The following is a 24,102-nucleotide window of genomic DNA, read 5'->3' as shown; positions in this document are numbered from 1 at the left end:
CCCCACGCGCTGCGACGGCGCTGGCAGAATGATCCATTCCGCTCCAGCCCCCAACCCCGAGACCAGGACGCCCCACGATGACCGACTCCAGCAAGCCCTCCGCGCCCATCAACCGCCGCAGCGCCAACATCACCCAGGGCAAGTCGCGCGCACCCAACCGCTCCATGTACTACGCCATGGGCTACGAGGAGGGCGACTTCGTGAAACCCATGGTGGGCGTGGCCAACGGCCACAGCACCATCACGCCCTGCAACAGCGGCCTGCAGAAACTGGCCGACGCGGCCATCGCTGGCATTGAGGAAGCGGGCGGCAACGCCCAGGTGTTCGGCACGCCCACCATCAGCGATGGCATGGCCATGGGCACCGAAGGTATGAAGTACAGCCTGGTGAGCCGCGAGGTCATCAGCGACTGCATCGAGACCTGCGTGGGCGGCCAGTGGATGGACGGCGTGCTGGTGGTCGGCGGCTGCGACAAGAACATGCCCGGCGGCCTGATGGGCATGCTGCGCGCCAATGTGCCTGCCATCTACGTGTACGGCGGCACCATCCTGCCCGGCCACTACCAGGGCAAGGACCTGAACATCGTGAGCGTGTTCGAGGCCGTGGGCGAGAACGCGGCGGGCAAGCTGAGCGACTTCGACCTCAAGGAAATCGAAAAGCGCGCCATCCCCGGCACCGGCTCGTGCGGCGGCATGTACACCGCCAACACCATGAGCAGCGCCTTCGAGGCCCTGGGCATCAGCCTGCCCTATTCGTCCACCATGGCCAACCCGCACGACGAGAAGATGAACTCGGCCAAGGAATCGGCCAAGGTGCTGATTGAGGCCATCAAGATGGACCTGAAGCCGCGCGACATCGTGACCAAGAAGTCCATCGAGAATGCCGTGGCCGTCATCATGGCCACCGGCGGCTCGACCAACGCGGTGCTGCACTTCCTGGCCATTGCCCACGCGGCAGGCGTGGAGTGGAGCATCGACGACTTCGAGCGCGTGCGCGTGAAGACCCCCGTGTTGTGCGACCTGAAGCCCAGCGGCAAGTACCTGGCCGTGGACCTGCACCGCGCGGGCGGCATTCCGCAGGTGATGAAGGTGCTGCTCAACGCGGGCCTGCTGCACGGCGACTGCATCACCATCAGCGGCAAGACCATTGCCGAGGTGCTCAAGGACGTACCCGACGTGCCCCGCGCCGACCAGGATGTGATCCGCAACATAGACAACCCCATGTACGCCCAGGGTCACCTGGCCATCCTGAAGGGCAACCTCAGCCCCGAAGGCGCCGTTGCCAAGATCACCGGCCTGAAGAACCCCGTCATCACCGGCCCCGCCCGCGTGTTCGACGACGAGCAGTCCGCCCTGGAAGCCATCCTGGCCGGCAAGATCAAGGCCGGTGACGTGATGGTGCTGCGCTACCTGGGCCCCAAGGGCGGCCCCGGCATGCCCGAGATGCTGGCGCCCACCGGCGCACTGATCGGCGCGGGCCTGGGCGAGACCGTGGGCCTGATCACGGACGGCCGCTTCTCCGGTGGCACCTGGGGCATGGTGGTGGGCCACGTGGCGCCTGAGGCCGCCGCAGGCGGCACCATCGCTTTTGTCAACGAGGGCGACAGCATCACCATCGACGCGCGCCAGTTGTTGCTGGAACTGAACGTGCCCGAAGAAGAAATCGCCCAGCGCCGCGCTGGCTGGACAGCCCCCGCGCCGCGCTACACGCGGGGCGTGCAGGCCAAGTTTGCGTTCAATGCATCGAGCGCCAGCAAGGGCGCGGTGCTGGACGCCTATTGAAGAGTCATCGGAGGGCCTGGAGGCCAGGTGAGTTCGGGGACGAGCTCAGCTGACCACGCCCCGCTCCAGGCAACAAAAACGCCCGCAAGCAAAGCTCCGGGCGTTTTTTTGTTGGTAGGCAAACCACACCAGCGCTGCATCCAGCGCGCCAGCAGTTCAGCGCGGCTTGCGCGGCTGAATGCCCAGGGCTTCCTTGTGCTTGTTGATGCGGTCCTGCTTGCGCTGGTCCATTTTTTCCATGGCCTTGCGCTTGGTGTAACCCGTGGAATCGGCCCAGGCCCACCACAGCGCTGTGGCCCCGAAAGGCGCCAACACCCACCACCAGGACCAGGCCGCCACGGGGCCGATTTCGAAATATTTCAGTGCCAGTATGAGAAGGGAAAGACCCAGCAGATACATCGCAATCTCCAGAAAATGCCATCACAGGCCTGATTGACGAGGGACAAGGGCATGTCAACCCAAGTCACTACAATCGCATTAAAAGCACTGTAACTCAACCACAGGAAATCCCACCATGAAGCGTACCCTGATCACTCTTGCCATGACGCTGTCGGTTGCGGCACCCGCAACGGCCGACATGGCCCTGGCGACATCGAAGAACTGCATGGCCTGCCATGCGGTAGACAAGAAACTGGTGGGGCCCTCGTACAAGGATGTGGCTGCCAAGTACGCGGGCCAGAAAGACGCCGTGGACAAGCTGGCCGCCAAGATCGTCAAGGGTGGCTCTGGCGTGTGGGGCCCCGTGCCCATGCCTGCCAACGCACAGGTCAACGACGCAGACGCCAAGAAGCTGGCCGCCTGGGTGCTGACGCAGAAGTAAGAAGTTAATGACACAACTGCTGGTCTGGGGTGTAGCGCCCCGGAGCAGCGACAAAAAAGCCGCGCCACAGGGTATGTGACGCGGCTTTTATTTTTGGTGGCAGCGCAAGCGCTGCGCACGGGCGCTTGCGGCGCCCTTCTTGATCAATTGGCCTTCGCCAATTGATCAAGAATTGCCGGGTTTTCCAGCGTGCTGGTGTCCTGGGTGATGGCCTCGCCCTTCGCGATGCTGCGCAGCAGGCGGCGCATGATCTTGCCGCTGCGGGTCTTGGGCAGGTTGTCGCCGAAGCGGATGTCCTTGGGCTTGGCGATAGGGCCGATTTCCTTGGCGACCCAGTTGCGCAGTTCGTTGGCGATCTGCTTGGCCTCTTCGCCGGTGGGGCGCGAGCGCTTGAGCACAACAAACGCGCAGATGGCCTCGCCGGTCACGTCGTCGGGGCGGCCCACCACGGCGGCTTCGGCAACCAGGTCGATCTTGGACACCAACGCCGATTCGATCTCCATCGTGCCCATGCGGTGGCCCGAAACGTTCAGCACGTCGTCGATGCGGCCCGTGATGCGGAAGTAGCCCCGGTCGGCGCTGCGCACTGCGCCGTCACCGGCCAGGTAGTAGCCCTTGAGTTCTTCGGGGAAGTAGGCCTTCTTGAAGCGCTCGGGGTCGTTCCAGATGGTGCGGATCATGCTGGGCCAGGGCTTCTTGATGACCAGGATGCCGCCCGCGCCGTTGGCCACGTCGTTGCCGGTTTCATCCACGATGGCGGCCGCGATGCCGGGCAGCGGCAGTGTGCAGCTGCCAGGAACCAGCGGCGTGGCGCCGGGCAGCGGGGTGATGACATGGCCGCCGGTTTCGGTCTGCCAGAAGGTGTCCACGATGGGGCAGCGCTCGCCGCCCACGTTCTTGTGGTACCACATCCAGGCTTCGGGGTTGATGGGCTCGCCCACGCTGCCCAGGATGCGCAGGCTCGACAGGTCCGAACGTGCAGGGTGCACGGCAGCATCGCCCTCGGCGGCCTTGATGAGCGAGCGGATGGCGGTGGGCGCGGTGTAGAAGATCGTGCACTTGTGCTTTTCGATCATCTGCCAGAAGCGGCCAGCGTTCGGGAAGGTGGGAACGCCTTCAAAGATGATCTGCGTGGCGCCCGCTGCCAGCGGACCGTAGGCCACGTAGGTGTGGCCGGTGATCCAGCCGATGTCGGCCGTGCACCAGAACACGTCGTCTGCACGCAGGTCGAACGTCCAGTCCATGGTGAGCTTGGCCCACAGCAGGTAGCCGCCGGTGGCGTGCTGCACGCCCTTGGGCTTGCCGGTGGAGCCGCTGGTGTAGAGGATGAACAGCGGGTGCTCAGCGCCCACGGCCACGGGGGCACATTCGGTGCTCTGCCCGGCCAGCATCTCGCCAAAGGTCTTGTCACGCCCGGCCACCATGTTGCAGGCCGTGGCCGTGCGCTGGTAGACGAAGACGTTGCGGATGGTGTCGCAGCCGCCCATGGCCAGGGCTTCGTCGATGATGGCCTTGAGCGGCAGCTCCTTGCCGCCGCGCATCTGGTAGTTGGCAGTGATCACCGCCACGGCGCCTGCGTCGATGATGCGCTCCTGCACGGCCTTGGCGCTGAAGCCGCCGAACACCACGCTGTGCGTAGCGCCGATGCGCGCGCAGGCCTGCATGGCGATCACGCCCTCGATGGTCATGGGCATGTAGATCAACACGCGGTCGCCCTTGGCCACGCCGTGGGCCTTGAGCGCGTTGGCAAACTGGCTTACACGGGCCAGCAATTCCTTGTAGGTGATCTTGGTGACCGCGCCATCGTCGGCTTCGAAGACGATGGCGGTCTTGTTCTCGGTGGGAGTACCGATGTGGCGGTCCAGGCAGTTGGCCGATGCATTCAGCTCGCCATCGTCAAACCACTTGAAGAAGGGGGCGTTGGAGGTGTCGAGCGTGCGGGTGAAGGGCCGGGTCCAGTTCACGTTCTCGCGCGCCAGGCGGGCCCAGAAGCCTTCGAAGTCCTTGTCGGCCTCGGCACAAAGTGCATCGTAGCCCGCCATGCCCGACACGCGGGCGGCCTTGACGACCGCATCGGACGGCGGGAACACGCGGTTCTCAACCAAAACGGATTCGATCGCGGATGTGGGCGCACTCATGGTGTTGTCTCCTGGTTTTGATGGAATTGAAATTGGGCGGTACTGTCGGGCGCAGCACTTACAAGCCACTGACTGGCGCGAAGCTTACAGAATCTACGTCTAGACGCTGCACCAGGCCGAGATGGCACCTTGGTGAAGGGGCTGTCACGCCACCCCCCTAAAATCGCGCGACCTTAGAACCCTCAACCTTTCCATTTCACCATGACCCAGCCCAAAAACTCCGCGCCCCCCGCACGCATGCGCCCCCTGCCCTCATTGATTTTTTCCAGCCGCTGGCTGCAGCTGCCCCTGTACCTGGGCTTGATCCTGGCGCAGGCGGTGTATGTGTTCCATTTCTGGGTGGAGCTGGTGCACCTGATCGAAGCCGCCTTTGGCAACACTGCGGCGCTCAAGAGCCTGGTCTCCAGCATTGGCTACAAGAGCGATTTCGAGGTCACCGCGCTCAACGAGACCATCATCATGCTGGTCGTTCTGGCATTGATCGACGTGGTCATGATCTCCAACCTGCTGATCATGGTGATTGTGGGCGGCTACGAAACCTTTGTTTCGCGCCTGCACCTCGAAGACCACCCCGACCAGCCCGAATGGCTGAGCCACGTGAACGCCTCGGTGCTCAAGGTCAAGCTGGCCACCGCCATCATCGGCATCAGCTCCATCCACCTGCTCAAGACCTTCATCAACGCGGCCAACTACGACGTCAAGGTGCTGATGTGGCAGACCATCATCCACACCGTGTTCCTGCTCAGCGCGCTGGCCATTGCACTGACCGACCGCCTGATGTCGCACACGGCCCCCGCCGCAAACCACCACTGAGTCCCCCGGCCGCCGCAGCGCCATGCAATGCACGCAGTGCAACTGGCAGAACCCGGCCTCGTACACCCACTGTTTCAGCTGCAACGCGCCGCTGGCCGCAGCGGGTGAGGGGCCCGGCCCTCGCGCTGCAGGGGCGGCCTCCGGCGAGGCACGCCCCCGTTCAAAGCCGTCCCCCACCCCATCCCCCGCGCAGCACGCACAGGCGGCCATTTTCCCCAGCATGCTGGCGCGCCTGGGGGCCACACTGATCGATGGCCTGGCCATGGCTGCCGTGCCGGTGGCCCTGCTGACTGCCTGGGCGCTGGCCAGCAGCGCCCTCGACGGCGCACCACCCGGCCCCCTGCTGGCCGCCGCGCTGGCGCTGGGCGCCTTGGGACTGCTCCTGCCGGGGCTGATGGATGCGCTGGGCGCGGGCTCTTTCGGCAAGCGGGCACTGGGCCTGCGGGTGGTCACCCGCGCGGGCGAGCGCCCGGGCGTGGCGCGCTCGGCGCTGCGGCACTTCCTGAAATACTCGCTCACCCTCGGCCTCACGCTGGCCGTGCCGTTTCTGCTGCACCGCGTGCTCACAGCGCTGTTTGGCGAGCGCGGCCTGCACAGCTCCATGACGGGCACCTTTGTGGTCGCGCGCGATGCCGACGATGCGACGATCCAAGAGGCGATTGCCAAAGCCCCGGGGCCCGGCTGGTTCCTCAAAGGGCTGGTGGTGTTAGGGGGCATGGCGGTACTGGGCCTTGCCGTTGTGGTGGCGCTGGTGCTGTGGAGCCCCCGCAGCGAGCCCGCCAACCCGTTGCGCGACACCGTGCGCCAGCTTGACGGCGCGGCGCGGGTGGTGCTGCAGCTGGTGGAGAACCACTACCGCAGCACAGGCAAGTTTCCGCCCAGTGCGGCCGCCATCGGCCTGGGTCAGTCCGGCCCGACCGAACGCCTGCCTGCGGGCTTCCAGGCCCTGAGCATCGACCCCGCCAGCGGCGTGGTGCGGCTGACGATTGCCGAGGGCGTGGGTGGCACAGAGGGCGCAGCTCTGGCGGGCAAGCACCTGGTCTACACCCCACTGCTGCGCACCCGCAAACAGCAGACCGACATCCGCCAATGGCAATGTGGCAGCGACGACATTGCGCGCAGCGACCGCCCGTTCCAGTGCCGCCACGCGTCCACCCGTGCAGCGCCGTAGGGCGGCCATGGCCCGGCCTGGGCCCGGTGCATGGCGCAGTTGAACGGTGCAGGGACCAAAATTTGAATAAAAACAGGGCCCACCGCGCAACAGTCATGCCCTGACAGCTATCAAAATAATAGTAACCCAAACCTTCCCGCTCCCAGATTTCTCCCCAATCGGGCGGCACAGTGCAGGCCATCCCCCCACTGTTCCCACTTGCAGGAGAAATCCATGGACCACAGCCCCCTCCCCTCTGCTCCCCTCACACGTGCCGCGCAGGCCTCTGCCAACCGCCGTTTTGCCCTGAGCGCCCTGGGCTCGCTGGGCGTGGCCACCCTGTGGGGCTGCGGGGGCGGGGGCAGCGACACAGCCGCCACGGACAGCACCGATACCTCGGGCACAGGAACGGGCACAGGAACCGGAACGGGCACTGGTACAGGCACCGGGACGGGTACAGGCACCACCACCACCACCTGCTCGGTCGTGCCCGAGGAAACCGCCGGCCCGTATCCCGCCGATGGCTCCACGGCCAGCAACAACACCTACAACGTGCTGGCGCTCAGCGGCATCGTGCGCTCGGACATCCGCAGCTCCATCGGTTCGTCCACCCTGGTGGGGGGCGTGCCGCTCACCATCACCATCACGCTGACCAACACCCAGGCCAGCTGCGCCCCGCTGGCGGGCTACGCCATCTACCTGTGGCACTGCACGCAGGACGGCAACTACTCGGTCTACACCTCCAACAACATCGCCGACAACTACCTGCGCGGCGTGCAGGCCACCGATGCCAGCGGCACCGTCACCTTCACCACCATCGTGCCTGGCTGCTACGCGGGCCGCATGCCCCACATGCACCTGGAGGTGTACCCCAGCCTCGCCGCCGCCAGCAACGCACGCAACAAGGTCAAGACCACGCAGCTGGCCTTCCCCACCGCGCTGCTCAGCAGCATCTACAGCAGCAATTCTGGTTACAGCGCCAGCGTGCGCAACCTGGCCTCCATCACCTTTGCCACCGACAACGTGTTCAGCGACGGCACCACGCTGGAGATGACCACCATGCAGGCCAACACCGGCGGCGGCTACGCCGCCAGCATCACGATCTCGATCGCGGCGTAAACCCTGGCACAACAGCCCTCACTTCTGCTTTTCCACGCTCTCTGCAGCTACGCACCATGCAAAAGATCCTGTCCTTCCTTTCCGGCCTGACTCTGGCGTTCCTCGCCGCAACCCCCAGCCACGCCCAGCCAGCTCGTGGCACGCCCCCAGCCCCACCGCCCGAGGCGTACGCCGCCTGCAAGGGCAAGACCGAAGGCGCCAGCGTTACGCTGACCATGCCCGACGGGAAATCACTGACCGGCACATGCCGCACAGTGAACGGCACCCTGGTGGCCATGCCCGCAGGCGGGCCCGGTGGCCCCGGCGGCGCGGGCGGCCCACCACCTGCCCGCTGAACGCTGAACGCCACCCCAGCCCCATGCCCCATCTGACGCTGCACCGCAAAGCCTTCCTCGCCCTGGCCGCCCTGCTGGTGGCCCTGCTGCTGATCTTTGCGGGCTTCTCGCGCCTGGGCCTGCAGCGTGGGTTGGGCCCCTATGTGGCAGAGATCGAGCTGGCCCGCATGGACTGGCTGGCCGAGCGCCTGCAGACCCACCACACCCAGGCGGGCGGATGGGACAGCCTGCGCAACCAGTCCACCCTGTGGGGCCGCCTGACCCACCCCGGCAGTGGCCCACGCCGCCCCGGCCCACCACCCTCCGGCGACCCCGGCGGTGTACCCAACACACGCCCCGGCCCGCCCCCGGGCCAGGCAGAGTCGGCCCCTCCGCCCCCACCACCCGATGACCTGCGCAGCCAGGGCCCGGGCAGCTTCCCGCCCCCACCGCGCCACCGCGATGACATCTACCCCCGCCTGGGCCTGCTCGACGCACAGGAGCGCCTGGTGGTGGGCACCACACCTCAGCCCGGCGGCGCACGCCTGGTGCTGCGCGGCGAGGGTGGCCAGACCATCGGCCACCTGGTGCTGGCGCCGCCCCAGGGCGTGCGCAGCGAGGCCGACCAGGCCTTCCTGGCCCAGCACCTGGGCTTTGTGGCCTGGACGGGCCTGGCCGGGCTGGCGCTGGCGCTGCTGCTGTCCGGCTGGCTGGCCCGGCGCTGGCTGGGCCCGGTCGAGGCCCTGGCCACAGGCGCACGCGGCATTGCGCAAGGCGCCCTGCACACCCGTGTGCCCGTGCACGGCAATGACGAACTGGCCCAGCTGGCCCGCACCTTCAACACCATGGCCGAACAACTGAGCAGTATCGAGGCCAGCCGCCGCCAGTGGCTGGGCGACGTGGCCCACGAGCTGCGCACCCCCCTGGCCGCCATGCGCGCCGAGATCGAGGCCGTGCAGGACGGCATCCGCCCCTTTGACGACAAGACCGCACTGCGTCTGCACCGGCAGGTGATGCGCCTGATCCAGCTGGTGGGCGACCTGCGCGCCAGCCTGGACGCGGCGGGCACCAGCGCGCCCTCGGCCCAGGTGCCCGTGCACCCGCTGTCGCTGCTGGGCGAAGCACTGGCGTCGATGCGCCCGCGCCTGGCGCAGGCCGGCATCGATGTGGACACCACGGGCCTGGACGCTCTGGCCGCACAGGTGCCCGCGCCACTGGTGCTAGGCGACGCGCAGCAATTGCACCAGGTGTTTTTGAACCTGCTCGAGAGCAGCCTGCGCTACACCGATGCGGGCGGCCTGCTGCAGATCACGGCGCGCGAAGTGGCAGCCCCCGGCAGCGCGGCCCACCTGCAGATGCTGCAGATGCAACTGGACGACAGCGCCCCCGGCGTGCCTGCGCACGAGCTGCCCCGCATCTTTGAGCGCCTGTACCGCGCCGAGACCTCGCGCAACCGCGACCACGGCGGCTCGGGCCTGGGCCTGGCGATCTGCCGTGCCATCGTGCTCGCACATGGCGGCACGCTGGCGGCCGAGGCATCTCCCCTGGGCGGGCTGCGCATCACGCTGGCCTTGCCCCTTCTGGACAACACCGCCCCATGAGCCCACGCATCCTCGTCGTCGAAGACGAACCCGACATCGCCACCATCGTGGTCGATTACCTGCGCCACGCGGGCTACACGGTGGAGCACCAGGCCGATGGCCGCGCAGCCCTCGCCAGCATCGTTGCCGCGCCGCCCGACCTCACGCTGCTCGACATCATGCTGCCCGGCATGGACGGCCTCGACATCCTGCGCCAGGCGCGGCGCCACACGCAGCACCCCATCATCATGCTCACCGCCCGCGTGGAAGAGGTGGACCGCCTGATTGGCCTGGAGCTGGGCGCGGACGACTACATCTGCAAGCCGTTTTCGCCGCGCGAGGTGGTGGCCCGCGTCAAGGCCGTGCTGCGCCGCAGCGCTGCAGCGCAGGAGCCAGCGACGGCCACCACCACGGTGGCAGCGCTGGTGCTGGACGAATCGCACTGGCAAGCCACGCTGCATGGCACGCCGCTCAACCTCACGCGCCGCGAATTCAAGCTGCTGCAGGTGCTGGCGCGCCAGCGGGGCCGCATCTTCTCGCGCGCCCAGCTGCTGGACCAGGCCTATGACGACACGCTGGACGTGAACGAGCGCGCCATCGACAGCCACATCAAGAACCTGCGCAAAAAGCTCAAGGCCGCCAGTGGCGATGACACCGACTGGATCCATTCAGTGTACGGCGTGGGGTTCGCGCTCGACCCGGGCGCAACGAACTGAGCCAGCGTGCCGCAGTGTCGCGCAGGTGCAGCGACGCAGGGCGGCAGGCCGGGGCCCGCCGCTAAACTCGCGCTTTCGCCCCCTGCCGACCCTGCACGGCGCAGTGGCCGCCCCGGCCCTGTGCCCAGAGAGCCCGCCCATGTATGCCACCACCCTGCCCGAGCCCGCAGCCAGCCTTGAACACCCCCTGCAGCGGCCCTTCTTGAGCCCGGAGGAGCGCGAGGCCATCAATCGGGGCCGCTGGTTTGCCGCGCTCACGCCTTCGCTGCGGCACGACATCTTCCGGCTCGGCCGCGTCACACGCTATGCACATGGCCAGGCGATCGTCCTGCAGGGCGAACCCGCCCAGGATTGGTTTGCCTGCGCCAGCGGCGCCATCCGCTTTCGGCGCACCACACCCGCAGGCAAGCAGGTGACGCTGGCCTATGTAGAGCCCGGCATCTGGGTGGGCGAGGCCGAGGTGCTGCACGGCGGGCCGAACACCTATGACGGACATGCCCACGGGCCCACCACGGTGCTCAGCCTGGCCGAGGGCGTGTTCCGCCAGCTGCTGCGCGCGCACCCCGAGTTTGGCGAAGCGCTGCTCACGCTGCAGGCACGGCGCATGCGCTACCTGTACTGGATGATGGAAGACATGGCCACCCTGCCCCTGCGCGCACGGCTGGCCAAGCAGCTGCTGCATGTGCTGCGCCGCTTTGGCGAGCGCGCCGCCATGCCGGGCCAGCGCGGCGCCATCGGGCTGTCGCTGGTGCAGGATGAGCTGGCGCAGCTGCTGGGCGGCTCGCGCCAGCGTATCAATGTGGAACTGAAATGGATGGAGCGCGAGGGCATCATCGGCATCCACCAGCGCAGCATCGTGGTCTACCAGCAGGACCAGCTCGAAGCACTGGCGCAGCAGGAGGTGTCGGACGCCCGGGCCGAAACAATGGGCGGCAGCCAGGGCAATTCGCCGCGCTGAGAACCGGTGAAGAGGCAGGCCGCCCCGTCAGCCCCCACTCTCCTGGCACCCCTCAAACCATCAAGTTTGATAGCGAACAGCGCTTGATGGACACGCGCAAACGCCTGTTTTCTTCATAAATCCAGTGGCATACAGGGCACATTGGGGGCGCAGCACCCCACGCTGGCGTCAACGCCCCACCATCTGCGCGGGCACCACCCACTGGTCAAACTGCTCGCCCGTCACATGGCCCGAGGCCACGGCCGCCGCGCGCAGGCTGGTGCCTTCCTTGTGCGCCTTCTTGGCGATGAACGCCGCCTTGTCGTAGCCGATGTGGGGGTTCAGCGCCGTCACCAGCATCAGCGACTGCTCCACCAGGCCGTTGATGCGCGCCTGGTTCGGCGCTATGCCCACCGCGCAGTGTTCGTTGAAGCTGGCCATGCCATCGGCCAGCAGGCGCACGCTCTGCAAGAAGTTGTGGATCACCATCGGGCGGAACACGTTCAGCTCGAAGTTGCCCGAGGCCCCGCCGATGTTGATGGCCACATCGTTGCCCATCACCTGCGCGCACAGCATGGTCAGCGCCTCGCACTGCGTGGGGTTGACCTTGCCGGGCATGATGGACGAGCCGGGCTCGTTCTCAGGGATGGTGATCTCGCCCAGCCCGCTGCGTGGGCCGCTGGCCAGCCAGCGCACGTCGTTGGCAATCTTCATCAGGCTGGCCGCCAGGGTCTTGAGCGCGCCATGGGCATGCACCAGCGCATCGCAGCTGGCCAGGGCCTCGAACTTGTTGGGGGCGGTCACCAGCGGCAGACCGGTCAGGTCAGCCAGCTCCTTCGCCACCGCGTGCGCATAACCGGCAGGCGCATTGAGCCCGGTGCCCACGGCCGTGCCGCCCAGGGCCAGCTCGCCCAGGTGGGGCAGCGCGGCGCGCACATGCTGCTCGCCATGCTGCAGCTGCGCCACCCAGCCCGAGATCTCCTGGCCCAGCGTGAGGGGGGTGGCGTCCTGCAGGTGGGTGCGGCCGATCTTCACGATGCCGTCAAACGCCTTCGCCTTGGCCGCCAGCGTGGTGCGCAGGCCGTGAAGCGCGGGCAGCAGGCGGTGCATCAGCGCGTCCACCGCCGCCAGGTGCATGGCGGTGGGGAACACGTCGTTGCTCGACTGGCTCTTGTTCACCTCGTCGTTGGGGTGCACCAGGCGCGCTTCGCCGCGCGGGCCACCCAGCAGCTCGCTGGCGCGGTTGGCCAGCACCTCGTTCATGTTCATGTTGGTCTGTGTGCCCGAGCCGGTCTGCCACACCACCAGCGGAAACTCCTGCAGGTGGCCGCCGCCAATCACCTCGTCCGCCGCCGCCACGATGGCCGTGGTCTTGGCGGCGTCGAGCAGGCCCAGCGCGTTGTTCACATAGGCGCTGGCCCGCTTGACCTGGGCAAGCGCGCGGATCAGCTCGGGCGCCATCCTCTCGCCCGAGATCGCAAAGTGGTGCAGCGAGCGCTGCGTCTGCGCGCCCCACAGCCGGTCGGCAGGCACATCGATGGGGCCGAAGGTGTCTTTTTCGGTGCGGACTGCGGTCGGGGCGGGGGTGGAGGTTTTCACGGGTGGGCCTTGCCGCTCAGCGAGCGAATGGGAGTGGAACGAAACACCAGACCGCAGCATACCCACCCCAGGCCACGGCGCGCCACCACCCCTCTTCTCCCCCGACAGGCCCGCGCAAGCCCAGCAGGGGATAATTAAGGGTTCGCGTTTTCCCTAAAACCCCCACCGCCATGACCACGACGACCATTCGCCAAGAAGACCTGATCGAATCCATTGCCGGCGCGCTGCAGTACATCAGCTACTACCACCCCACCGACTACATCGCCCATCTGGCCCGTGCCTACGAGCGCGAGAAGAGCCCGGCGGCCAAGGATGCGATCGCCCAGATCCTCACCAACAGCAAGATGAGCGCCACCGGCCAGCGCCCCATCTGCCAGGACACCGGCATTGTCAACGTCTTCCTGAAAGTGGGCATGGACGTGCGCTGGGAGGGCTTCAGCGGCAGCCTGGACGACGCCATCAACGAAGGCGTGCGCCGTGGCTACAACCACCCCGACAACACCCTGCGCGCCTCGGTCGTGGCCGACCCGCAGTTCGCCCGCAAGAACACCAAGGACAACACCCCCGCCGTGATCTTCACCGAGATCGTGCCCGGCAACACCGTGGACATCACCGTGGCGGCCAAGGGCGGCGGCTCGGAGAACAAGTCCAAGATGTACATGCTCAACCCCGGCGACAACGTGGTGGACTGGGTGCTCAAGACCGTGCCCACCATGGGCGCTGGCTGGTGCCCGCCCGGCATGCTGGGCATCGGCATCGGCGGCACGGCAGAAAAGGCGGTGCTCATGGCCAAGGAAAGCCTGATGGACGACCTGGACATGTACGAGCTGCAGGCCAAGCAAGCCAGCGGGGCCGAACTCGACAATGTCGAAAAGCTGCGCCTGGAGCTGTTTGAAAAGGTCAACGCCCTGGGCATCGGCGCCCAAGGCCTGGGCGGCCTGACCACAGTGCTGGACGTCAAGATCAAGATGTACCCCACGCACGCGGCCAGCAAGCCCATCGCAATGATCCCCAACTGCGCCGCCACGCGCCACGCGCACTTCGTGATGGATGGCTCGGGCCCCGTGTACCTCACGCCCCCCAGCCTGGACCTGTGGCCCAACGTGGACTGGGCACCCGACTACAACAAGAGCAAGAAGGTCAACCTGGACACACTGACCAAGGAAGAAGTGGCCAGCTGGAAGCCGGGCGACACGCTGCTGCTCAACGGCAAGATGCTCACCGGCCGCGATGCCGCACACAAGCGTATCCAGGACATGCTGGCCAAGGGCGAGAAGCTGCCCGTGGACTTCACCAACCGCATCATTTACTACGTGGGCCCCGTGGACCCCGTCAAGGGCGAGGCCGTGGGCCCCGCAGGCCCCACCACCGCCACGCGCATGGACGGCTTCACCGAGATGATGCTGGCCCAGACCGGCCTGATCGCCATGGTGGGCAAGGCCGAGCGCGGCCCCGTCGCCATCGAGGCCATCAAGAAGCACCAGAGCGCCTACCTCATGGCGGTGGGCGGCGCCGCCTACCTGGTCTCCAAGGCCATCAAGACGGCCAAGGTCGTGGGCTTTGCCGACCTGGGCATGGAAGCCATCTACGAATTCGACGTGGTGGACATGCCCGTGACAGTGGCCGTGGACGCGGGTGGCACCAGCGCCCACATCACCGGCCCGGCCGAGTGGCAAAAGCGCATCGCCTCGGGCGAGTTCAAGGGCATTGAAGTCGCGACGGCCTGAGCCCGACCCATGCCATGACCCAGGCGCCACGTACCAGCGCCTGTGACAGCCCTCCCAACCGCCTTCGGGCGGTTTTTTCTTGCGTGCTCGCGCCTTCCTGCACGGTGGCCACGTCTTTCCTACAATCCACGCTTTCCTCCAACTGCCAGCGCTTGGTTTCTGATGCCACAGGCCTCCTCTCCCATCGGTGTTTTTGACAGTGGCGTCGGTGGGCTGAGCGTGTTGCGCGCGCTGCTGGCCGCGATGCCCCACGAACGCTTCGTGTACCTGGCCGACAGTGCCAACGCACCCTATGGCGAACGCGGCGACGCCTATGTGGGGGCGCGCACCCATGCCATCACCGAGTACCTGCGCGCGCAGCACCACATCAAGGCGCTGGTGGTGGCCTGCAATACCGCCACGGCGGCGGCCATTCACGAAGTGCGCAGTAGCCACCCGGAATTACCCCTCGTGGGCCTGGAGCCCGCCATCAAGCCCGCCCTCGCGGTGACAAAAACAGGCCACGTGGGCGTGATCGGCACCCGGGGCACGCTGACCAGTGCGAAGTTCGGCAAGCTGATGGCCTCGCTGGCCGATCAGGCCCATTTTGTGGTGCAGCCCTGCGATGGCCTGGCCCATGCCATTGAGCGCAGCGTGGCGCAGCCGGTGCCGCCTCTTGAACACAACGGTGCTGCCGCCAGCGCCACCGAAACCGGCGCCCTGTGCCAGCGCTACATCGAGGCCATGGGCCCGTTTGGCACCGCCCCCGGGCAGATGGACACCCTGGTGCTGGGCTGCACGCACTACATCTTTGTGGCCCATGAGCTGCGCGCACTGGTGGGCCCCGACGTGCAGTTCATCGAGACCGGCGAACCTGTGGCCCGCCAGACGCGGCGCCTGCTGGAAGCAGCCAACCTGCTGCAGGTGCCTTCGCAAACACCGCCGGGCCAGCCCCCCGCGCAACCGCCTGGTGCCATGCCCCCGGTGCAACTGTTGACCACCGGCCCCGTCGCCATGCTGGAGGCCGCTGCGCAGCGCTGGCTGGACCTGCCCGCGAGTTGCTGCCACTCTGTGCAGGTGCCTTGATTCAAAGCCAAAACTGGCTTCTGCGCGCGTCCATCAAGCCCAAATAGCTATTAAAATAATAGCTTCTATAGTTTTGACTGCGTAGCCCTCAGGGCTGCTCCGCCCCCCACAGCCGGGTGCCCGCATGTTCCACATGCGTGAGGTACAGGCGCAGGTCGAACTCGTACTGGTGGTACTGCGGCTCCATGTGGGTGCACAGCTGGTAGAAGGCTTTGCCATGGTCCTTCTCGCGCAGGTGCGCCAGTTCGTGGACCACGATCATGCGCAAGAACTCGTCCGGCGCCTGCTTGAACATCGCGGCAATGCGGATCTCGTGCTTGGCTGTCAATCGGTTGCCCTGCACACGCGACACCGCAGTATGCAAACCCAGCGCATGGCGCACCACGTGGATCTTGTTGTCGAACAGCACCTTGTTGACCGTGCCCGCGTTGCGCAGGTAGCGCGCCTTCAGCTCCTGCGCGTAGTCGTACAGCGCCTTGTCGCTGCGCACGGCGTGGGCTGCGGGGTACTTGCGTTGCAGAACCACCCCAAGCTTTCCCTGTGCCAGCAGATCGCGCGCCTGCTCCTGCAAGGCCACAGGGTAGGAGCGCAGATAGGGAAGGTCGGAGGTCATCGCAGGACGCGGCATGGCAGCCAAAGGGGACTAGCCTGCGGCCGCAGGCATGCCGAGTACGTGGGTCTCAGCAAGACGGGGCAGCCGCCCTGCCCCGTTGAGCACCTTGCGCAAAAAAGAGGTCAGTGCAGGTGGCGAGGGCGGCGACCGCCGCCGCCACCGTGGCCACCACCAGGGCCACCCGGGCCGCGTGGGGGCTTGCCAATCTCCAGCGAGTTCACCAGCGCATCAAAGCGCTGGCTGAACAGCTTGTCGATCTCGGCCACCACGCCGCCCAGCTCGGCACCATCAAAGTGGCGCTCCATCATGTTCACCACGTCCTGCACCAGCAAGTCACGCTGTACCTGCATGATGGCGGCCGGGGTGGGACCGACGAACAGCATCACAAAGTCGTCGCGCGACTCGGCGCCCTGCTCTTCCTCTTCTTCGTCAAAGTCGGCATCGTAGAACGTCACCTCAATGGCAGCCCCCTGCTCGGCCAGCTCGTTGAGGCTCATGCACATCTCGTCCAGTGACTGGCGAAAGTCCTCATCGCCCCGCACGGTCCAGCACATCTGCAGCAGATGCTCTTGCGCGTCGAACTTGATGCCAGGCTCTTCCTCGTAGGCACTGGCAGCACCATCGGCCAGCGAACGGGCTCCAGCGTACTTCCACAAGGGTTTGAGGGCCTCCTGGAGCTGGTCAAAACTCGCGTCGGCGCGCAAAGGGACCTGTCCGTGGACGTGGATTTCAAAGGGAGCGTTGTAACTTGACATGATTTATTCGTAGTGGTGCCCCGAGCCGGGGTCGAACCGGCACGCCCCTTTTCAGGAAAGCGGCGGATTTTAAGTCCGCAGTGTCTACCAATTTCACCATCGGGGCGCCGGCTGCTGGGCGCACACCTGCGTTGCAGCGTAACCCGGGCAGCGCATGCACGCAATGCCCTGTCGCATCTCAGGCCACAGGCTTGCTTGAAAACGATGCAGCCCGGACCACCAAGAAAAAAGGGAAGCCTAAGCTTCCCTTTACGAATATGGAGCGGGAAAAGAGTCTCGAACTCTCGACCTCAACCTTGGCAAGGTTGCGCTCTACCAACTGAGCTATTCCCGCATTTGCCTGCTACCCCAACGTTTCCATCAGTGCTTATCAGCAAGCCTCAAATTATATCGCTATTTTTGGCCTCATTCGATTGCTGACCAAAAAATTTCCAATCACCTAACAGCCTTGCCCATCTTCATCACAGCGCAGAACCCTGAGGTTACTGAGCCATCGACGGTACAAACCATATCTGGAGGCGCGGTCCGGAGTCGAACCGGACTAACCGGATTTGCAATCCGGGGCATAACCGCTTTGCTACCGCGCCAGGAATTCACATTCCTCTGACAAAAAAGGGAAGCATTCGCTTCCCTTTTTCTGGAAATTGGAGCGGGAAAAGAGTCTCGAACTCTCGACCTCAACCTTGGCAAGGTTGCGCTCTACCAACTGAGCTATTCCCGCATTTACCGAAGCCTTACATTGTACAACGTTTGCTGCGATGGAGTGAATTGTAGCGCATTTTTTGGGGCTCCTCAAAAAAATTTGCTTCAATGTTTCAAACCATCGGCGGCGGCCGACGAAACAGCTGATTTTTCGGCCGGGGCCGCTGCGACCACCGCCACTTCTTCATCCGTCAGCGGCACAGGCTTGCTCTCCAGCGCGACTTCCAGCACCTTGTCGATCCAGCGCACGGGCACGATTTCCAGACCGCTCTTCACGTTGTCGGGAATCTCCTGCAGGTCCTTCACGTTTTCTTCGGGGATCAGCACGGTCTTGATGCCGCCACGCAGCGCGGCCAGAAGCTTCTCCTTGAGACCCCCAATGGCAGTGACCTCACCGCGCAGCGTGATTTCGCCGGTCATGGCCACATCGCCGCGCACGGGGATGCCCGTGAGCGCCGACACAAACGCGGTGGTCATCGCAGCGCCCGCACTCGGGCCGTCCTTGGGCGTGGCGCCGTCTGGCACATGGATGTGGATGTCTCGCTTCTCAAAGGCTTCGTCCTTGATGCCCAGGATGCGCGCACGGCTGCGCACCACGGTGCGTGCGGCCTCCACCGATTCCTTCATCACATCGCCCAGCGAGCCGGTGCGCGTGATCACGCCCTTGCCGGGCATGATGGCCGCCTCGATGGTCAGCAGATCGCCACCCACTTCGGTCCAGGCCAGGCCTACCACCTGCCCCACCTGGTTTTGCAACTCGGCGCGGCCATAGGTGTACTTGCGCACGCCCAGAAAGTCGGGCAGGTTGTCGGCCGTCACTACCACCTGGGGCGTGAGCTTCTTGAGTTGCAGGCCCTTGACCACCTTGCGGCAGATCTTGGAGAGTTCGCGCTCCAGCGAGCGCACTCCGGCTTCACGCGTGTAGTAGCGCACCATGTCACGCACGGCAGGCTCGGTGATCAGCAGCTCCTCGTCCTTCACACCGTTGTTCTTGAGCTGCTTGGGCAGCAGGTACTTCATGGCGATGCTGGTCTTCTCGTCCTCGGTGTAACCCGACAGGCGGATCACCTCCATCCGGTCCAGCAAAGCGGGCGGGATGTTCATCGAGTTGGACGTAGCCACGAACATCACGTCAGAGAGGTCGAAGTCCACCTCGACATAGTGGTCGCCGAAGGTGTGGTTCTGCTCAGGGTCCAGGACCTCCAGCAGCGCGCTCGACGGGTCGCCACGGAAATCGGTGCCCAGCTTGTCGATCTCGTCCAGCAGGAACAGCGGATTGCGCGTGCCCACCTTCGACAGGCTCTGTAGCACCTTGCCAGGCAGCGCGCCGATGTACGTGCGACGGTGCCCACGGATTTCAGCTTCGTCGCGCATGCCACCCAGGGCCATGCGCACGTACTTGCGGCCCGTGGCCTTGGCAATGGACTGCCCCAGCGAGGTCTTGCCCACGCCAGGAGGGCCCACCAGGCACAGGATGGGCGCCTTGACCTTGTCCACGCGCTGCTGCACCGCAAGGTATTCAAGGATGCGGTCCTTGACTTTGTCCAGGCCAAAGTGGTCTTCGTTGAGCACGCCTTCGGCATTGACCAGGTCGTGCTTGATCTTGGTCTTCTTGCTCCACGGCAGCGCTGTGAGCACGTCGATGTAGTTGCGCACCACAGTGGCCTCGGCCGACATGGGCGACATGAGCTTGAGCTTCTTGAGCTCGGCCTCGGCTTTCTTGCGCGCTTCGGCGGGCATCTTGGCGAGCTTGATCTTTTTCTCGATCTCCTCGATGTCGGCGCCTTCGTCGCCCTCGCCCAGTTCCTTCTGGATGGCCTTGACCTGTTCGTTGAGGTAGAAGTCGCGCTGGTTCTTCTCCATCTGGCGCTTCACACGGCCACGGATCTTCTTGTCCACATTGAGGATGTCCACCTCGCGGTCGAGCTGCTCGAACAGGTTTTCGAGGCGCGCCTTCACGTCCGACAGATCCAGCACCACCTGTTTGTTCTCCAGCTTGAGTGGCAGGTGCGCGGCAATGGTGTCGGCCAGACGGCCGGGATCGTCGATGCTGGAGATGGATGTGAGGATCTCGGGCGGAATCTTCTTGTTGAGTTTGACGTATTGGTCAAACTGCTGCATCACCGCACGGCGCAGGGCCTCAATCTCACTGGGCTTGTTCGCCTCGGGCGTGGCTTCGACCGGCGTGACGGTGGCCATGAAATGCGTTTCGGTGTCGTCGATGGAGGTCACCAGCGCGCGCTGCTGCCCTTCGACCAGCACTTTCACCGTGCCATCGGGCAGCTTGAGCATCTGCAGGATGGTGGAGACGCAGCCGACGTCGAACATGTCCGACACCGAGGGCTCATCCTTGGCGGCGGCCTTCTGGGCAACCAGCATGATGCGGCGATCGGCCTCCATGGCCATCTCAAGCGCCTTGATGCTCTTGGGTCGGCCCACGAAGAGCGGGATCACCATGTGGGGGAACACCACCACATCGCGCAATGGCAACAGTGGCAGGTCAATGGGGGTGGCTGGCAGGGGGGTATGTCCGGACATGGAAATCCTCAAAGTGCTCTATGGAAGTGGTTCCACATGTGGGGATTTTCAACCCTTGCGCGCAGCCGTACTGGCGCAAGGGTTGATGGTGCAAGGGGCGGCAACAGGGCGCCCGCTCCGGTCATTTCAGGCCTTCTTGGCCGCCTCGCGATAAACGAGCAGCGGCGGCTTGTTCTCTTCGATGGTGGACTCGTCCACCACCACCTTTTCGACATTGCTGGTATTGGGCAGGTCGAACATCGTGCCAATCAGCGATTGCTCCAGGATGGAGCGCAGGCCTCGGGCTCCCGTCTTGCGGGCCAGTGCCTTGCGGGCAATGGCCTTCAAGGCAGCAGGGCGTATTTCCAGGTCCACGCCTTCCATAGCCAGGAGCTTGCTGTATTGCTTGACCAGCGCATTCTTGGGCTCGGTCAGGATCTGCACGAGTGCGTCCTCACTGAGCTCGGCCAGCGCGGTCACAACGGGCATGCGGCCCACTAGTTCGGGGATGAGGCCGAACTTGATCAGGTCTTCAGGCTCGATCTCGGAGAACACCTCGGTCAGCGAACGCTGCTTCTTGCTCTTGACCGATGCACCGAAGCCGATGCCCGACGCTTCGGTGCGGTTCTCGATGACCTTCTCCAGGCCCGCGAACGCACCGCCGCAGATGAACAGGATGTTGGTCGTGTCGATCTGCAGAAAGTCCTGGTTCGGGTGCTTGCGCCCGCCTTGGGGTGGCACGCTGGCCATGGTGCCTTCGATCAGCTTCAGCAGCGCCTGCTGCACGCCTTCGCCCGACACGTCACGCGTGATGCTGGGGTTGTCCGACTTGCGCGAGATCTTGTCGATCTCGTCGATGTAGACAATGCCGCGCTGGGCGCGTTCGACCTCGTAGTTGCAGCTTTGCAGCAGCTTCTGGACGATGTTCTCCACGTCCTCGCCCACATAGCCCGCCTCGGTCAGCGTGGTGGCGTCGGCCATCACGAAGGGCACGTCCAGCATACGCGCCAGTGTCTGGGCCAGCAGCGTCTTGCCCGAGCCAGTGGGCCCGATCAACAGGATGTTGCTCTTGGACAGCTCCACGTCGTCCTTGTGGGCCTTGTCCTTGTGCCGCAGCCGTTTGTAGTGGTTGTAGACCGCCACCGCCAGCGTGCGCTTGGCCACTTCCTGGCCAATCACGTAGTTGTCGAGGTTGGTCTTGATCTCCACCGGCGTGGGCAGGTCGCTGCGGCCTTCGCGGGCCAGGTCACCGGCCGGAAGTTCGTCGCGAATGATCTCGTTGCACAGGTCAATGCACTCGTCGCAGATAAAGACCGACGGACCGGCGATCAGCTTCTTCACTTCATGCTGGCTTTTGCCGCAGAAAGAGCAGTAAAGGGTTTTTTCGCTGGAAGAGCCTTTTTTCTCGGCCATGGGGGCAATGCCTTGTTACGTACGGAAAGTTGTCGGGATGATAACCAAATAAAAAACGGCGTCTTCCCCCGGGGAAAACGCCGCCGTGCGAGCCTGTGGCGATCAGGAGCGCTTGCTGATCACCTGGTCCACCAGGCCGTATTCCTTGGCCTCGTCCGCCGACAGGAAATAGTCGCGTTCGGTGTCGCGCTGGATCTTCTCCAGCGACTGGCCTGTACGCTCGGCCAGGATGTTGTTGAGCTGCTCGCGGGTCTTGAGGATCTCGCGGGCGTGGATCTCGATCTCGGTGGCCTGGCCCTGCATGCCGCCCAGAGGCTGGTGGATCATGACCTTGGAGTTGGGCAGCGCAAAACGCTTGCCCTTGGCCCCCGCCGCCAGCAGGAAGGCACCCATGCTGGCTGCCATGCCCGTGCACAGGGTCGAGACATCGGGCTTGATGAAGTTCATGGTGTCAAAAATCGCCATGCCGGCGCTCACCGAGCCGCCGGGCGAGTTGATGTAGAACGAAATGTCCTTGTCGGGGTTTTCGCTCTCCAGGAACAGCAGCTGCGCCACCACCAGGTTGGCGGTCTGGTCATTGACCGGACCCACCAGGAAAATCACGCGCTCCTTGAGCAGGCGCGAGTAGATGTCATAGGACCGCTCACCACGGCCCGACTGCTCGATGACCATGGGGACCATGCCCAGGCCTTGTGTTTCCAATGCGCTCATGTTTTCTCCAGTCAAGCAGGTACTGTACCCAGAAATGAATTGGGGCTTGTGCACGAAAGCACAAGCCCCTGTGTGACGGCAACAACCGGGCAATTCGGCAACAAACCGCCCGGCCAGACCCATCAGCCCTGCTGGGCCATCAGTTCGTCAAACGACACGGCCTTCTCGACCACCTTGGCCTTGCCCAGCACGAATTCGGTCACGTTGTTTTCGATCACAACGGCTTCGACTTCGGCCAGACGCTGGCGGTCGCCGAAGTACCAGCGCACCACGTCTTCGGGCTTCTCGTAGCTGGCCGCCAGCTCGTCGATGTGTGCCTTGAGCTGCTCGGGCTTGGCCTGCAGTTCGTTGGCGCGCACCAGCTCGGCCAGCACCAGGCCCAGGCGCACGCGGCGCTCGGCTTGGGGGCGGAACACGTCTTCAGGGATCTCGGCCTTGTCAGCGTCCTTGATGCCGCGTTGCTTCAGCTCGGCGCGGGCGCCTTCCAGCAGGCGAGCGATTTCCGCCTGGATGCTGGCATTGGGCAGGTCCAGTTCAGCCTTGGCCACCAGGGCGTCCATCACGGCTTGCTTGTTGCGGGCCAGCAGGCGGAACTTGACTTCGCGCTCCAGGTTCTTCTTGATGTCGGCGCGCAGGCCGTCCACAGAGCCGTCAGCAATGCCCAGCGACTTGGCCAGGGCGTCGTTCACTTCGGGCAGGTGGGCAGCTTCGATCTTCTTCACGGTCACGAGGAAGTCAGCGGTCTTGCCAGCCACATCCTTGCCGTGGTACTCGGCAGGGAAAGCCAGGGGGAAAGTCTTGCTTTCGCCGGACTTCATGCCACGCACTGCGTCTTCGAATTCCTTGAGCATCTGGCCTTCGCCGACCAGAAACTGGAAGTCTTCGGCCTTGCCGCCGTCAAAGGGTTCGCCGTCGATCTTGCCTTCGAAGTCCACGGTCACGCGGTCGCCGTCTTGGGCAGCGGCGTCGATGGCGCGCTGAGCGAAGCTGCGGCGCTGCTTGCGCAGGATGTCGATGGTCTTGTCGATGGCGGAGTCGGTCACTTCGGACGACAGCTTCTCGACTTCGGCGTCCGACAGGTCGGCAATCTTGACTTCGGGGAACACTTCGAAGATGGCGTCAAAAGTCACCTGGCCTTCGGGAGCGCCTTCCTTTTCAGTGATGCGGGGCTGGCCAGCCACACGCAGATTGGCTTCGTTGGCAGCCACGGCAAAGGCTTCACCGACCTTGTCGTTGAGCACTTCGTACTGCACCGAGTAGCCGTAACGCTGGGCCACCACGTTCATGGGGACCTTGCCGGGACGGAAGCCGTCCATCTTCACGGTGCGAGCCAGGCGCTTGAGGCGCGTGTCCACTTCGGACTGGATCAGGGTGACGGGCACGCTCAGCGTGATCTTGCGCTCGAGCTTCTCAAGGGTTTCAACAGTAACGGCCATGGCTATTCCTCTTATGAATGTGGATCGTGCTGGCTGCAGCGCAGCAGCGCCGTGTTCCGCAAAGTCTCACATGGGTGGTGCGCGGGGGGGGACTCGAACCCCCACACCATTGCTGGCGTCAGGACCTAAACCTGGTGCGTCTACCAATTTCGCCACCCGCGCGGTTCTACAACAAACAAACAGGCGGCAACCTCAG

At 64.9% G+C, this 24,102-nt stretch carries 20 protein-coding genes and 5 tRNA genes; 11 read left to right on the top strand and 14 right to left on the bottom strand.

What is annotated here, in order from left to right; translation table 11 throughout:
• Window positions 1–77: 77 nt before the first annotated feature.
• A complete protein-coding gene (ilvD, locus tag ACYZGB_RS05020) occupies window positions 78–1,781 on the top strand; it encodes a dihydroxy-acid dehydratase (RefSeq protein ID WP_462387122.1) in 1,704 nt (567 codons plus the stop codon).
• Between the two features lie 156 nt (window positions 1,782–1,937).
• Here ilvD and ACYZGB_RS05015 read toward each other — a convergent pair whose 3' ends face one another.
• Window positions 1,938–2,180, bottom strand: coding sequence for a TIGR04438 family Trp-rich protein (locus ACYZGB_RS05015; RefSeq protein ID WP_063461808.1), 243 nt, complete (start codon window positions 2,178–2,180; stop codon window positions 1,938–1,940).
• 115 nt (window positions 2,181–2,295) lie between these two features.
• Between ACYZGB_RS05015 and ACYZGB_RS05010 the strand changes: the two genes are divergently transcribed.
• Entirely contained in the window at window positions 2,296–2,601 is a 306-nt protein-coding gene (locus tag ACYZGB_RS05010) for a c-type cytochrome (protein WP_462387121.1), read from the top strand.
• Window positions 2,602–2,744: 143 nt separating this feature from the next.
• On the opposite strand, the gene acs is transcribed toward ACYZGB_RS05010, so the two are convergent.
• Entirely contained in the window at window positions 2,745–4,739 is a 1,995-nt protein-coding gene (gene acs / locus ACYZGB_RS05005; RefSeq protein WP_462387120.1) for an acetate--CoA ligase, read from the bottom strand.
• A gap of 237 nt (window positions 4,740–4,976) precedes the next feature.
• Between acs and ACYZGB_RS05000 the strand changes: the two genes are divergently transcribed.
• The 7 genes from ACYZGB_RS05000 to ACYZGB_RS04970 all read left to right on the top strand — a co-directional run bounded on the left by ACYZGB_RS05000 (window position 4,977) and on the right by ACYZGB_RS04970 (window position 11,389).
• A complete protein-coding gene (locus tag ACYZGB_RS05000) occupies window positions 4,977–5,552 on the top strand; it encodes a TIGR00645 family protein (RefSeq protein WP_462387325.1) in 576 nt (191 codons plus the stop codon).
• 22 nt (window positions 5,553–5,574) lie between these two features.
• Complete coding sequence (locus ACYZGB_RS04995) at window positions 5,575–6,723, top strand: RDD family protein (protein ID WP_462387118.1); 1,149 nt, start codon at window positions 5,575–5,577, stop codon at window positions 6,721–6,723.
• A gap of 213 nt (window positions 6,724–6,936) precedes the next feature.
• The gene (locus ACYZGB_RS04990; RefSeq protein WP_462387117.1) at window positions 6,937–7,821 is read left to right on the top strand and encodes a dioxygenase family protein; all 885 of its coding nucleotides are present in this window, start codon (window positions 6,937–6,939) and stop codon (window positions 7,819–7,821) included.
• A gap of 56 nt (window positions 7,822–7,877) precedes the next feature.
• Window positions 7,878–8,156: a hypothetical protein gene (locus tag ACYZGB_RS04985; RefSeq protein WP_462387115.1), complete on the top strand. Its 279-nt coding sequence runs from the start codon at window positions 7,878–7,880 to the stop codon at window positions 8,154–8,156.
• Between the two features lie 23 nt (window positions 8,157–8,179).
• On the top strand, window positions 8,180–9,736 hold the full coding sequence (locus ACYZGB_RS04980; protein ID WP_462387114.1) for an ATP-binding protein: 1,557 nt from the start codon (window positions 8,180–8,182) through the stop codon (window positions 9,734–9,736).
• Window positions 9,733–10,431 (top strand): response regulator, encoded by a 699-nt coding sequence (locus ACYZGB_RS04975; protein ID WP_462387113.1) that lies wholly within the window; start codon window positions 9,733–9,735, stop codon window positions 10,429–10,431. The genes ACYZGB_RS04980 and ACYZGB_RS04975 overlap by 4 nt, the downstream gene beginning before the upstream one ends.
• Window positions 10,432–10,570: 139 nt before the next feature.
• On the top strand, window positions 10,571–11,389 hold the full coding sequence (locus tag ACYZGB_RS04970; protein ID WP_462387112.1) for a Crp/Fnr family transcriptional regulator: 819 nt from the start codon (window positions 10,571–10,573) through the stop codon (window positions 11,387–11,389).
• 168 nt (window positions 11,390–11,557) lie between these two features.
• On the opposite strand, the gene fumC is transcribed toward ACYZGB_RS04970, so the two are convergent.
• Entirely contained in the window at window positions 11,558–12,967 is a 1,410-nt protein-coding gene (gene fumC, locus ACYZGB_RS04965) for a class II fumarate hydratase (protein WP_462387111.1), read from the bottom strand.
• 170 nt (window positions 12,968–13,137) lie between these two features.
• Here fumC and ACYZGB_RS04960 point away from each other — a divergent pair, with 170 nt between their 5' ends.
• Together ACYZGB_RS04960 and ACYZGB_RS04955 are read left to right on the top strand one after the other, a co-directional pair.
• Window positions 13,138–14,694, top strand: a complete 1,557-nt coding sequence (locus ACYZGB_RS04960; protein ID WP_462387110.1) for a fumarate hydratase — start codon at window positions 13,138–13,140, stop codon at window positions 14,692–14,694.
• A gap of 162 nt (window positions 14,695–14,856) precedes the next feature.
• Window positions 14,857–15,759: a glutamate racemase gene (locus ACYZGB_RS04955; protein ID WP_462387109.1), complete on the top strand. Its 903-nt coding sequence runs from the start codon at window positions 14,857–14,859 to the stop codon at window positions 15,757–15,759.
• An 88-nt stretch (window positions 15,760–15,847) separates the two neighbouring features.
• Here the strand turns inward: ACYZGB_RS04955 and ACYZGB_RS04950 are convergent, their stop codons facing one another.
• The 11 genes from ACYZGB_RS04950 to ACYZGB_RS04900 form a co-directional block, all read right to left on the bottom strand.
• Complete coding sequence (locus ACYZGB_RS04950) at window positions 15,848–16,372, bottom strand: M48 metallopeptidase family protein (protein WP_462387107.1); 525 nt, start codon at window positions 16,370–16,372, stop codon at window positions 15,848–15,850.
• 122 nt (window positions 16,373–16,494) lie between these two features.
• Complete coding sequence (locus ACYZGB_RS04945; RefSeq protein ID WP_462387106.1) at window positions 16,495–17,127, bottom strand: DUF6806 family protein; 633 nt, start codon at window positions 17,125–17,127, stop codon at window positions 16,495–16,497.
• A gap of 13 nt (window positions 17,128–17,140) precedes the next feature.
• Window positions 17,141–17,233 (bottom strand) — tRNA-Leu (locus ACYZGB_RS04940).
• Between the two features lie 152 nt (window positions 17,234–17,385).
• A tRNA-Gly gene (locus tag ACYZGB_RS04935) sits at window positions 17,386–17,461 on the bottom strand.
• Window positions 17,462–17,640: 179 nt separating this feature from the next.
• Window positions 17,641–17,714: transfer RNA gene (locus ACYZGB_RS04930), tRNA-Cys, on the bottom strand.
• 58 nt (window positions 17,715–17,772) lie between these two features.
• Window positions 17,773–17,848: transfer RNA gene (locus ACYZGB_RS04925), tRNA-Gly, on the bottom strand.
• An 86-nt stretch (window positions 17,849–17,934) separates the two neighbouring features.
• Window positions 17,935–20,367, bottom strand: coding sequence for an endopeptidase La (lon, locus tag ACYZGB_RS04920; protein ID WP_462387105.1), 2,433 nt, complete (start codon window positions 20,365–20,367; stop codon window positions 17,935–17,937).
• Between the two features lie 126 nt (window positions 20,368–20,493).
• Window positions 20,494–21,759, bottom strand: coding sequence for an ATP-dependent Clp protease ATP-binding subunit ClpX (clpX, locus tag ACYZGB_RS04915; protein ID WP_462387104.1), 1,266 nt, complete (start codon window positions 21,757–21,759; stop codon window positions 20,494–20,496).
• Window positions 21,760–21,861: 102 nt separating this feature from the next.
• On the bottom strand, window positions 21,862–22,470 hold the full coding sequence (clpP, locus tag ACYZGB_RS04910) for an ATP-dependent Clp endopeptidase proteolytic subunit ClpP (protein ID WP_063461792.1): 609 nt from the start codon (window positions 22,468–22,470) through the stop codon (window positions 21,862–21,864).
• A 122-nt stretch (window positions 22,471–22,592) separates the two neighbouring features.
• Window positions 22,593–23,906 carry a trigger factor gene (tig, locus tag ACYZGB_RS04905; RefSeq protein WP_063461791.1) on the bottom strand — a complete coding sequence of 438 codons (1,314 nt, stop codon included), beginning with the start codon at window positions 23,904–23,906 and terminating at the stop codon, window positions 22,593–22,595.
• 75 nt (window positions 23,907–23,981) lie between these two features.
• Window positions 23,982–24,068: transfer RNA gene (locus ACYZGB_RS04900), tRNA-Leu, on the bottom strand.
• Window positions 24,069–24,102: the final 34 nt, after the last annotated feature.

The sequence above is a fragment of the Acidovorax sp. Q11 genome (assembly GCF_054950075.1).
Note: the sequence above shows the minus strand (reverse complement) of the source record. Positions and strands in the feature narration are given on the sequence as shown.